Annotated in this window: 8 protein-coding genes, 1 tRNA gene and 1 pseudogene; 3 read left to right on the forward strand and 7 right to left on the reverse strand. The window is 72.5% G+C overall.

The window, feature by feature from the left end:
* Position 1: 1 nt before the first annotated feature.
* The 3 genes from DRV84_RS10900 to DRV84_RS10910 form a co-directional block, all read right to left on the reverse strand.
* Complete coding sequence (locus DRV84_RS10900) at positions 2–784, reverse strand: hypothetical protein (protein WP_115980449.1); 783 nt, start codon at positions 782–784, stop codon at positions 2–4.
* A gap of 88 nt (positions 785–872) precedes the next feature.
* Positions 873–2,480, reverse strand: a complete 1,608-nt coding sequence (locus DRV84_RS10905) for a peptide chain release factor 3 (RefSeq protein ID WP_115980452.1) — start codon at positions 2,478–2,480, stop codon at positions 873–875.
* Between the two features lie 96 nt (positions 2,481–2,576).
* Positions 2,577–3,572, reverse strand: coding sequence for a Hint domain-containing protein (locus tag DRV84_RS10910; protein ID WP_115980455.1), 996 nt, complete (start codon positions 3,570–3,572; stop codon positions 2,577–2,579).
* 143 nt (positions 3,573–3,715) lie between these two features.
* On the opposite strand from DRV84_RS10910, the gene DRV84_RS10915 reads away from it, so the two are divergent.
* Entirely contained in the window at positions 3,716–4,495 is a 780-nt protein-coding gene (locus DRV84_RS10915; protein ID WP_115980458.1) for an SDR family oxidoreductase, read from the forward strand.
* A gap of 98 nt (positions 4,496–4,593) precedes the next feature.
* A complete protein-coding gene (locus tag DRV84_RS10920) occupies positions 4,594–5,685 on the forward strand; it encodes an ABC transporter ATP-binding protein (RefSeq protein ID WP_115980461.1) in 1,092 nt (363 codons plus the stop codon).
* Between the two features lie 7 nt (positions 5,686–5,692).
* On the opposite strand, the gene rnd is transcribed toward DRV84_RS10920, so the two are convergent.
* The 3 genes from rnd to purM form a co-directional block, all read right to left on the reverse strand.
* Positions 5,693–6,868, reverse strand: a complete 1,176-nt coding sequence (gene rnd / locus DRV84_RS10925; RefSeq protein WP_115980476.1) for a ribonuclease D — start codon at positions 6,866–6,868, stop codon at positions 5,693–5,695.
* 76 nt (positions 6,869–6,944) lie between these two features.
* Positions 6,945–7,553, reverse strand: a complete 609-nt coding sequence (gene purN / locus DRV84_RS10930) for a phosphoribosylglycinamide formyltransferase (protein ID WP_115980464.1) — start codon at positions 7,551–7,553, stop codon at positions 6,945–6,947.
* Positions 7,534–8,580 carry a phosphoribosylformylglycinamidine cyclo-ligase gene (gene purM, locus DRV84_RS10935; RefSeq protein WP_115980479.1) on the reverse strand — a complete coding sequence of 349 codons (1,047 nt, stop codon included), beginning with the start codon at positions 8,578–8,580 and terminating at the stop codon, positions 7,534–7,536. Before purM ends, purN begins: the two co-directional genes overlap by 20 nt.
* Positions 8,581–8,686: 106 nt before the next feature.
* Here purM and DRV84_RS10940 point away from each other — a divergent pair.
* Positions 8,687–8,763: transfer RNA gene (locus tag DRV84_RS10940), tRNA-Ile, on the forward strand.
* Between the two features lie 177 nt (positions 8,764–8,940).
* On the opposite strand, the pseudogene DRV84_RS15880 reads toward DRV84_RS10940, so the two are convergent.
* Positions 8,941–9,130 (reverse strand): annotated as a pseudogene (locus DRV84_RS15880) (hypothetical protein); the annotation flags it as partial.

Consider the following 9,130-nt stretch of genomic DNA (forward strand, 5'->3'; position numbering starts at 1 on the left):
CTCATCCGGCGGCGCGCGCCGCCCGGGTGGCGCGGCGGGCCTTGCGCACGCGCATGCGGCGCAGGCGGCGGAACACCGTGCGGGGGTCGTGCATCAGCCGGTCCAGCATGCCGTGCGCGAGCGGGCGGATCACCGCGTCGCCCTCGGCCATGCGCCAGAGCCGGCCCAGCAGGTTCACGTCGAGCCCGCCCGCGTCGAGCGAATAGGCGTCCATCTCGAGCGGCAGGGGCGCGCGGCTGCGGCCGCGCAGGCGGAAGCTCATGGCGGGGGCGAAGCCGGAATAGCGCCGCTCGGTCTCGTAGAGCTTCATCATGGCGAAGAGCGTGGAGAGCGACTCGCCCACCATGCGCTGCGTCTCGGTCGCGCCATGCGTGCCGAAGGTGGTGAGCGCCGAGACCTGCCAGCGGAGGTTCAGCTCCTCGAGCAGATGCGCGCCCTCCTCGGCCCAGAGCCGGACGAAGAGCGGCGCCGTCTGCGGCGGCTGCGCCCGCTTGCGCAGATGCGCGACGAGCAGCCCGTGCAGGCAGGCGAGCTCGGAGCGCCCCGCGAGCTCCTCGCGCAGGGCGAGATACTTGCGCCGGTTGGGCGAGGCGAGACCGGCGCGGCGCTCCGGGTCCTCGGCGGGCGGCGGCACGCGCGCGGCCCTGAGGGGCGCGAGATCGACGTCGCGCGGCGGCAGCGCCTCGCCCGGGGCGAAGTCGAGCGGCGCGCGCCGCGCCTCCATCTCCTCGAGCACGGCGTCGATGCCGCCGGGATAGGTGCACCGCTCTTCGCTGTCGCTCATCGCTGCCTCTCTCCTCTCCCGGGCGTGCCGGAGCGGTGTGACGACATGATGGCGGGTGCGGGGCGCAGGTGCCCGCCCCGCGCGGCGGTCAGACCTGCATTTCCTTGGTGTCGGTGAGCGTCAGGTCGGGCCAGTCGCGCTCCACCCGGTCGATATCCCACTGAAGCCGGGTAAGATAGACCATGTCGCCGTCGTTGTCGGTCGCCATGTGCTGCTTGTTGGCGTTGGCGAAGCGCTCCAGCGCGGCCTTGTCGCCCGCGACCCAGCGCGCGGAGGTGAACTGCGTCGGCTCGAAGCGCACGGGCAGGCCGTATTCCATCTCGATCCGGCTGGCGAGGACGTCGAACTGAAGCTGCCCGACCACGCCGACGATGAAGCCCGAGCCCACCACCGGCTTGAAGACCTTGGCCGCGCCCTCCTCGGCGAACTGCATCAGCGCCTTCTCGAGGTGCTTGGCCTTCATCGGGTCGCCTGCGCGCGCCTGCTGCAGAAGCTCGGGCGCGAAGGAGGGGATGCCGGTGACGCGCAGCCCCTCGCCCTCGGTCAGCGTGTCGCCGATGCGCAGCTGGCCGTGGTTCGGGATGCCGATGATGTCGCCCGCCCAGGCCTCCTCGGCGAGCTCGCGGTCGGAGGCGAGGAAGAGCACCGGCGCCGAGACGGTCATCGCCTTCTTCGAGCGGACATGGGTGAGCTTCATGCCCCGCTTGAAGTGCCCCGATGCGAGCCGGACGAAGGCCACGCGGTCGCGGTGCTTGGGGTCCATGTTGGCCTGCACCTTGAAGACGAAGCCCGCGACCTTGCCCTCCTCGGGGGCGATCTGACGCGGCTCGGCGCGCGCCGGCTGCGGCTCGGGGGCGTAGGTGCCGATCCCCTCCATCAGTTCCTTCACGCCGAAGGAGTTGATCGCGGAGCCGAACCAGATGGGCGTCAGGTGGCCCTCCTGCACCGCCTTCAGGTCGAGGGGCGGCATCAGTTCGCGCGCCATCTCGACCTCCTCGCGGAGCTTGTCGAGCAGGTCGGGCGGCACGTGCTCGGCGAGCTTCGGGTCGTCGAGGCCCGCGATCCCGATCGATTCGGCCACGCGGTTGCGGTCCGCGCGGTCCATGAGCTCCAGCCGGTCGTTGAGGATGTCGTAGCAGCCGAGGAAATCCTGCCCCATGCCGATCGGCCAGCTGGCCGGGGTCACGTCGATGGCGAGGTTTTCCTGAATCTCGTCCACGATCTCGAAGCTGTCGCGGCTCTCCCGGTCCATCTTGTTGCAGAAGGTCAGGATCGGCAGGTCGCGCAGGCGGCAGACCTCGAAGAGCTTGCGCGTCTGGCTCTCGACGCCCTTGGCGCCGTCGATGACCATGATCGCGGCGTCCACCGCCGTGAGCGTGCGGTAGGTGTCCTCGGAGAAGTCGGAGTGGCCCGGCGTGTCCACGAGGTTGAAGCGGAAGTCCTTGTAGTCGAAGGACATGGCCGAGGCCGAGACGGAGATGCCGCGGTCCTTCTCCATCTGCATGTAGTCCGAGCGCGTGCGCCGCGCCTCGCCCTTGGCGCGGACCTGGCCCGCCATCTGGATCGCGCCGCCGTAGAGCAGGAACTTCTCGGTCAGCGTCGTCTTGCCCGCATCCGGGTGCGAGATGATGGCGAAGGTACGCCTGCGGGCGATCTCGGCCGGCAGGTCGGGGCGGTTGGCGCGCGCGTCGAGCATGAGCGGCGATATAGGGAAGGGGCGGGGCGCGCGCAATCGGCCCGGCGGGACGGCGCTGTTTCGCTGCGCGAAAGGCGCCCCGCCCGCCGTCCCGCCTCAGCGCGCCGAGGCGCGGCGCAGGCGGTCCACCGCGTCGGGGTGACGGGCGAGCGTCTCCTCCACCTCGAAGCCGGTCTGCGGCGCCGGGCGGTGCGCGGCGAGCCGCGGCGCGAGCGTCTCGGGCAGGATGGGCCGCGTGCGCGCGTCGATCAGGAGCGACTCGGCCGCGATGCCCTCGGCGTAGATGATCTGATGCCGGTCGAAGAGCAGCTGGAAGTAGTCGAGAAAGCCGCCCACGCGGACGCGGACGCTGGTGCCGTTGACGAGGTGACGCGCGCGCACAAGCACCTCCGACCGGCCCGCGCCGAGCGCGTCCTCGCGCTGCCAGACGAAGAGGCGGTGATCGCGGCTGACCACCAGATCGGCGGCGTTGTTGAGCGCGCCCGCGCCGACGACGATCGGCGCGAAGGCGCCCACCGCGCGCACCGTCGTCTGCCCGATCCAGCGCACGGGCTGCGCGCCGTCGTCGCGCGTGAGCACCCGGTCGCCCGGGCGCAGGTCCTCGATCGGGACCTGCGCGCCGGAGGCCGCGGTGATCCGCGTGCCCCGCGCGAAGGAGACGCAGCCGAGCTCGGCGAGGCGGCGGTGCGCGCCCGCGCGGTCGATGCCCACGAGCGTGTAGCCCGCGCGCGCGGCGAGCTCGGCGAGGGGGTGCAGGTAGACGGCGGCGATGCAGCCCTCCGCGTCCAGCTCGACGAAGACGAGGCCCTCGGTCGTGCGGCCGTCCGCGCCCATCAGGGTGAGCCGACAGTCGAGATGGAGCGCCGCGCCGGGCCGGCCGAGGGCGGAGCCCGGGGCCACGGTGAACGCTGTGCCGGCCCCCGGCGCCACCGCGAGGCGCGCGGGCCGCGCCGCCTCGGAGAGTTCGTAAACGTCGTCGGGCTGTAGGTCCTCCGCCACGCTCAGCGCGTCGCCGCGGTTCGTGCCCTGCGTGACGGTGATCGCCTCGGCCGCGAACACGAGAAGCTGCAGGGGCGGGCGGTCGGCGGGCATGGGCGGTGCGTCTCCCTCGGGGCGTGAGCGTAGCGCCCTCCGTCTGCCCGGGGAATGTGGCGCGAGTTGGGAAGATCCGCGGCGCGACTGGCGGGCGCGGCGCGGGGGTGCTAGGCGACGGCGACGCCAAGAGGGAGGGCACGATGGATCTGGGGATCAGGGGCAAGCGGGCGCTGGTTTGCGCCTCGAGCAAGGGGCTCGGCCGCGGCTGCGCCGAGGCGCTGGCGGCGGCCGGCGTCGATCTGGTGATGAACGCGCGCGGCGCCGAGGCGCTGGACCGCGCGGCGCGCGAGATCCGCGCGGCGCACGGCGTCGCGGTCACGCCGGTCGCCGGCGACATCACCACGGAGGACGGCCGCGCGCAGGTGCTGGAGGCGGCCGCGGACGTGGACATCCTCGTGACCAACGCGGGCGGGCCGCCGCCGGGCGTCTGGTCGGACTGGGACCGCGAGGATTTCATCCGCGCGCTCGACGCCAACATGCTCGCGCCGATCGCGCTGATGACCGTGCTCCTGCCCGGCATGATGGAGCGCGGCTGGGGCCGGGTGGTCAATATCACCTCGCAGTCGGTGAAGGCGCCGATCCCGCAGCTCGGCCTGTCGAACGCGGCGCGCACCGGGCTGACGGGCTACGTCGCCGGCACCGCGCGGCAGGTGGCCGAGGCGGGGGTGACGATCAACAACCTCCTGCCCGGCATCCACGCCACCGACCGCGCCGACGCGCTCGATCAGGGCGTGGCCGAGCGCGAGGGCATCACCCTCGAGGAAGCGCGGGCGCGGCGCGAGGCGAGCATCCCCGCGCGCCGCTACGGCACGGCCGAGGAATTCGGCGCCGCCTGCGCCTTCCTCTGCTCGGTGCACGCGGGCTTCGTCGTGGGGCAGAACCTGCTCCTCGACGGGGGCGGGACCAACTTCACCATCTGATCCGGCACGCCGCCGCCCGCCTTGCAGGGGCGGGGGCGGCTTGCTATCTGCGCCGGAGACCGAGCGTTTCGCTCGGAAAACCCCGGAAGGCTTCCCCGTTGCGACCCGACACGCCCCGCCTCGAGATCCGCGACCTCGTGCGCAGCTACGGCGGGCGGCGCGTGGTCGACGACGTCTCGCTCTCGATCCAGCCGGGGCAGGTGACCTGCCTGCTCGGCCCTTCGGGCTGCGGCAAGTCCACGACGCTGCGCATCATCGCCGGCGTCGAGATGCAGGACGCGGGCGAGATCTTCGTCGACGGCAACCTGATCTGCGACACGGTGTTTCGCGTGCCCCCGGAGCGGCGCTCCATCGGGCTGATGTTTCAGGATTTCGCGCTCTTCCCGCATCTGACGGTGGCCGACAACGTGGCCTTCGGCCTCTCGGGGCCGAAGCCCGCGCGGCGCGCGCGGGCCATGGAGCTTCTGGAGCGGGTGAGCCTCGCGCATTACGCCGACGACTATCCGCACGCGCTCTCGGGCGGCGAGCAGCAGCGCGTCGCGCTCGCCCGCGCGCTCGCGCCGAAGCCGCGCATCATGCTGATGGACGAGCCCTTCTCCGGCCTCGACAACCGCCTGCGCGACGGCATCCGGGACGAGACGCTGACCCTCCTGAAGGAGGTGGACACCGCCGTGCTGCTCGTCACCCACGAGCCGCAGGAGGCGATGCGCATGGCCGACGAGATCGCGCTGATGCGCGACGGGCGGATCGTGCAGCAGGGCGCGCCCTACAACATCTACAACGCGCCGGTGGACAAGGCGGCGGTCGCCTTCTTCAGCGACATCAACGTGATCCGCGGCACGGTGAACGGCGCGCTGACCGAAACGCCCTTCGGCCGCTTCCTCGCGCCGGGGGTGCCGGACGGGGCCGAGGTCGACATCGTCTTTCGCCCGCAGCACGTCGGCATCGACTTCGACCGGAACGGCCACGGCCCGAACCCCACCGCCCGCGAGGGCGTGGCGGCGCGCGGCGTGGTGGAGCGCGCGCGCTTTCTCGGCAACGAGAGCCTCGTGGAGTTCCGCATGGACTTCGACGGCTCGACGCTGAAGGCGACGGTGCCCAACGTCTTTCTGCCCGCGCGCGGCACGCCGCTGTGGCTGACCGTGCGGCGCGACCGCTGCTTCGTCTTTCCGGCGCGCGGCGCGGTCTGAGCCGGCCTCAGCCCGCGCCGAGCTCGATCACCTGCACCTGCCGACCCTTCGCGGCGAGCGCCACCTCGCCCTCGCAGAGGCGCAGCGCGTCGGCGCCGAAGACCTCGCGCCGCCAGCCCGAAAGCGCGGGCACGTCGCGCGCGCCCGCGGCGATGGCGTCCAGATCGGCGGCCGAGGCGATCAGCTTCGACGCGACGTCGGCCTGATCGGACTTCGCCTTGAGCAGGACGCGCAGCAGATCGGCGAGCGCCGGGTTGGGCTGCGCCTTGTCGCGGCCGCGGCCGGGGCGGGGCAGGTCCTCCTCGGGGCAATTCAGCCCGGCCTCGACGGCGGCGAGGATGCCCTCCGCGATCTCGCCCTTGCGCGCCTCGCGCAGGAGAAGCCGCAAGCGCGAGAGGTCCTTCGAGTCGCGCGGCTTGCTCGAGGCGATCTCGAGCAGCGCGTCGTCCTTGTAGACGCGGTTGCGCGGTACGTCGCGGCGCTGGGCGTAGGCCTCGCGGAAGCGGGCGAGCTCGCGCACGATGGCGAGGAAGCGCGGCTGGTCGTTGCGGGTGCGGATGCGCTGCCAAGCGTCCTCGGGCCGGAGCTCGTAGGTCGCGGGATCGGTGAGCGCCGCGATCTCCTCGGCGACCCAGCGGTCGCGCCCCGTCTCGGCGAGCCGCGCGGAGAGCGCCTCGTAGATCACGCGCAGATGCGTCACGTCGGCGAGCGCGTAGGCCTTCTGCGCCTCCGACAGCGGGCGGCGCGACCAGTCGGTGAAGCGCGACGTCTTGTCGAGGCTCGCCTTCGCCACCTTCTTGACGAGCGTCTCGTAGCCCACCTGCTCGCCGAAGCCGCAGACCATCGCGGCCACCTGCGTGTCGAAGAGCGGCGCGGGGATCACGCCCGCGTCGACGTAGAAGATCTCGAGGTCCTGCCGCGCGGCGTGAAAGACCTTCACCGTGCTCTCGTCGCGGAAGAGCGTGTAGAGCGGGTCGAGCGACAGATCGCCCTCGATCGGGTCGACGAGCACCGCGTCGCCCGCCTCCGCCCCGTCCTCGCCGGGGATGGCGAGCTGCAGCAGGCAGAGCTTCGCGTAATAGGTCCGCTCGCGCATGAACTCGGTGTCGACGGTGACGTAGGGGGCCGCCTGCGCGCGGCGGCAGAACGCGGCGAGATCCTCGGTCGTGGTGATGGTGCGCATTCCGGCCCCGATGCAGTGCGTGTCGCGCCCGACCGGGCGCGCGGGCTGCATACGCGATGCCCGCCGCGAAGGAAAGTCAACCGAGGTGGAGCGGGCGCCGCTCGCCCTCGGCCACGCGGCGCAGCACCGCCGGGTAGAGCCGGTGCTCGGCCGCCTGCACCCGCGCCGCGAGCGTCTCGGGGGTGTCGTCCGGCCGGACGGGCACCTCCGCCTGCCCGAGGATCGGCCCGGCGTCGAGGTCGGGCGTCACCTCGTGCACCGTGCAGCCGTGGCGCGTCTCGCCCGCCTCCAGCGCGCGGGCGTGGGTGTCGAGCCCGCGGAACTTCGGCAGGAGCGAGGGGTGGATGTTGAGCATCCGCCCCTCCCACCGCGCGACGAAGCCGCCGGTCAGCACCCGCATGAACCCGGCGAGGCAGATCAGGTCCGGCCGCGCGGGCTCCAGCGCGGCCTGAAGCGCCGCCTCGAAGGCGGCGCGGTCGGCATGGGCGCGGTGATCCACGACCGCCGTCGGCACGCCCGCTGCCTCCGCCTTCGCGAGGCCCCCGGCGCCGGGAACGTTGGACAGAACCAGCACGGGCCGCGCCGGATGATCGCCCGTCATGCTCTCGACGAGGCGGACCATGTTCGACCCCGACCCGGAGATCAGGATCGCGACGCGCAGGGGCTCAGCCGAGGCGGCCGTCATGGACCACGCCTTCCCCGGCCTCGACCCGGCCGATCACGGCGACCCGCTCGCCCTCCGCCTCCAGCGTCGCGGCGAGCGCCTCGGCCCGGTCCGGGGCGGCGACGGCCACCATGCCGATGCCGCAGTTGAAGCTCCGCAGCATCTCCGCCTCCGCGATGCCGCCCGCCTCGCGCAGCCAGCCGAAGACCGGGGGCAGGGACCACGCCGAGAGGTCCACCCGCGCGCCGAGCCCTTCGGGCAGCACGCGCGGCAGGTTCTCGGTCAGCCCGCCGCCGGTGATGTGGGCGAGCCCGCGCAGCCCGCCCGCGCGCAGCGCCGCGAGCGCCGGGCGCACGTAGAGCCGCGTGGGCGTCAGGAGCGCCGCGCCGAGCGTGCCGTCGCCGAAGGGCGCGGCCGCGTCCCAGGTCAGCCCCTCGGCCTCCGCCACCCGGCGCACCAGCGAGAAGCCGTTAGAATGCACCCCGTCCGAGGCGAGCCCGAGCAGAACGTCGCCCTCGGCCAAGCCGGCGGGCAGGCCCGCGCCGCGCTCCATCGCGCCGACGGCGAAGCCCGCGAGGTCGAAGTCGCCCGGCGCGTACATCCCCGGCATCTCGGCCGTCTCGCCGCCGATCAGCGCGCAGCCCGCCCCGGCGCAGCCCTCGGCCACGCCCTCGATCACCTCAGCCGCCGCCTCCGGCGCGAGGCGCCCGGTGGCGAAGTAGTCGAGGAAGAAGAGCGGCTCGGCCCCCTGGCAGACGAGGTCGTTGACGCACATCGCCACGAGGTCCACGCCCACGGTCGAAAGGCGCCCGGTGTCGATCGCGATGCGGAGCTTGGTGCCCACCCCGTCCGTCGCGGCGACGAGGATCGGGTCCGCGTAGCCCGCCGCCTTCGGGTCGAAGAGCGCGCCGAAGCCGCCGAGACCGGACATCACGCCCGGCCGTGCCGTGCGCTTCGCCGCCGGCCCGATCCGCTCCACCAGCGCCTCGCCGGCGGCGATGTCCACGCCCGCCTCGGCGTAGGTCAGCCCCTTGCGCGTCTCGCTCACCGGCCCGTCCTCCGTCATCGCTCGCTTCGCCCGTAGCCGATCCCCGCGCCGCGGGCAACGGCCAAGGCTTGACGCCCGCCGACCCGCCCCCTAGCACCACCCCGGCGGGCCCGTAGCTCAACTGGTCAGAGCAGAGCGCTCATAACGCTTTGGTTGGGGGTTCGAATCCCTCCGGGCCTACCATTGCACGATAACGTTTTGTTTTTAATAATTAATTCGTTGGTTGTGTCCCACGACGTCAGGGCCGTGGGACACTAAGCTCAGTCGAAGTTTATGTCGCGCAGCTTCGAGATCGCTTCCGCGGCGAGCAGCCGCCGGTCGGTATCGCGCGTGTAGACCTCGCTCGTCGCGGCCTGCGGGTCACGCCATGGCGCTCATCAGCTCATACTGCGACCCGCCTGCCTCGGCGATCAGCTTCGCCGCGCCTTTCCTGACACCGTGCTGCGTTCGCTTTTCAAGGCCTGCCGCGCTGGTCCATTTCTGGATGCGATTTCGGAGCGCCTCTGCTGATTGGAAAGGTTTACCTGTCAATCGGCATCCAAACGGGACC

The sequence above is a fragment of the Rhodosalinus sediminis genome (assembly GCF_003385555.1).
GTDB lineage: Bacteria > Pseudomonadota > Alphaproteobacteria > Rhodobacterales > Rhodobacteraceae > Rhodosalinus > Rhodosalinus sediminis.

What these genes read in the sequence shown, in the direction of transcription:
- purN (WP_115980464.1), bottom strand. Translation starts at nt 7,553, where the DNA reads ATGACGGCCGCCTCGGCTGAGCCCCTGCGCGTCGCGATCCTGATCTCC.
- DRV84_RS10905 (WP_115980452.1), bottom strand. Translation starts at nt 2,480, where the DNA reads ATGCTCGACGCGCGCGCCAACCGCCCCGACCTGCCGGCCGAGATCGCC.
- rnd (WP_115980476.1), bottom strand. Translation starts at nt 6,868, where the DNA reads ATGCGCACCATCACCACGACCGAGGATCTCGCCGCGTTCTGCCGCCGC.
- DRV84_RS10910 (WP_115980455.1), bottom strand. Translation starts at nt 3,572, where the DNA reads ATGCCCGCCGACCGCCCGCCCCTGCAGCTTCTCGTGTTCGCGGCCGAG.
- DRV84_RS10915 (WP_115980458.1), top strand. Translation starts at nt 3,716, where the DNA reads ATGGATCTGGGGATCAGGGGCAAGCGGGCGCTGGTTTGCGCCTCGAGC.
- DRV84_RS10900 (WP_115980449.1), bottom strand. Translation starts at nt 784, where the DNA reads ATGAGCGACAGCGAAGAGCGGTGCACCTATCCCGGCGGCATCGACGCC.